Below are 1,629 nucleotides of genomic sequence, written 5' to 3'. Positions count from 1 at the left end.
GGCGGTTGCGGACCGGATTGCGACCAAGCCTGGTTGTTCGATGGCTGCTGGTAGTTGTTCGACACAGCTTTATCGCCCGGTCGGTGGTGTCGAGGGCGTCGAACGACAAGTCATGGTTCGACAGCATATGGCTGGCGAACGGGTTGTCTGTGGCTTTCCGAGGGGTAGTTCCCGGAATTGTCCGAGTGAGGGCTCGTGACGCGGAGTGATTGCGGTCACTTGCAGGTAGTGAAGTGGGCTCCGAAGTAGCGGACGGGCCTGTTCCGAGTGCCGCGTGAACTGCCGGAATTCGCAAGCGGCGGAGTTGTGTGCATTTCGTTCACAGCCTGCGGTTTCTTTGCTACTCGCGAGTACGGAACCTGTCCGATTGGGCAGTGTCGACGGTGTAGGAATCTTCACAGACTTAGCAAAGTGTGTTGAAAAGGTAGCGAAGATTGGCATTAGCAACAGGTAGACGGCACTTTTTCGATGTGCCATTCTCGGTAAGTACACAAGAAGGGCCTGGCAAGTATGTGAAGTAGTACGCACGTACTGCTCACAACAGGCCGGACCAGCAGATCAAAGAGATGGAGTCTTGATGTCGACCACCGGCACCCCGAAGACCGCAGCTGAGCTCCAGCAGGATTGGGACACCAACCCTCGCTGGAAGGGCGTTACTCGTAACTACACGGCCGATCAGGTCGTCAAGCTCCAGGGCACCGTCGTCGAGGAGCAGACCCTCGCTCGTCGCGGATCCGAGATCCTGTGGGATCTCGTGAACAACGAGGACTACATCAACTCCCTCGGTGCACTTACCGGCAACATGGCTGTGCAGCAGGTTCGCGCCGGCCTGAAGGCCATCTACCTCTCCGGTTGGCAGGTTGCCGGCGACGCTAACCTCTCGGGCCACACGTACCCGGACCAGAGCCTCTACCCGGCCAACTCGGTTCCGACCGTCGTTCGTCGCATCAACAACGCACTGCTGCGCGCCGACGAGATCGCCAAGACCGAGGGTGACACCTCCGTCAGCAACTGGCTCGCTCCGATCGTTGCCGACGCCGAAGCCGGCTTCGGTGGCGCTCTCAACGCTTACGAGCTGCAGAAGGCCATGATCGGCGCCGGCGCTGCCGGTGTCCACTGGGAGGATCAGCTCGCTTCGGAGAAGAAGTGCGGCCACCTCGGCGGCAAGGTGCTCATCCCCACGCAGCAGCACATCCGCACCCTGACCTCGGCTCGCCTGGCTTCCGACGTTGCGGACGTTCCGTCCGTCATCATCGCCCGCACCGACGCTGAGGCTGCAACCCTCATCACCTCCGACGTGGACGAGCGTGACCGCCCGTTCCTCGACGGCACCCGCACGGCTGAAGGCTTCTACGGCGTCAAGAACGGCATCGAGCCCTGCATCGCTCGCGCCAAGGCTTACGCACCGTACGCAGACCTCATCTGGATGGAGACCGGCGTGCCGGATCTCGAGGTTGCAAAGAAGTTCGCCGAGTCCGTTCGCAGCGAATTCCCGGACCAGCTCCTGGCCTACAACTGCTCCCCTTCCTTCAACTGGAAGGCGCACCTGGACGACGCGACCATCGCGAAGTTCCAGAAGGAGCTCGGCGCAATGGGCTTCAAGTTCCAGTTCATCACGCTGGCCGGCTT

General features: G+C 61.0%; 1 protein-coding gene. It reads left to right on the top strand.

The genetic code is table 11. From position 1 onward, the window contains the following. Positions 1-577 precede the first annotated feature (577 nt). Positions 578-1,629, top strand: a 1,052-nt coding sequence (aceA, locus tag ABT116_RS44785) for an isocitrate lyase (protein WP_351646733.1), incomplete at its 3' end; no start/stop codon positions are given.

The sequence above is a fragment of the Streptomyces sp. NPDC002130 genome (genome assembly GCF_040296465.1).
GTDB lineage: Bacteria > Actinomycetota > Actinomycetes > Streptomycetales > Streptomycetaceae > Streptomyces.
The sequence above is the reverse complement of the archived record's forward strand: the minus strand, read 5'-3'. Positions and strand labels throughout refer to the sequence as shown.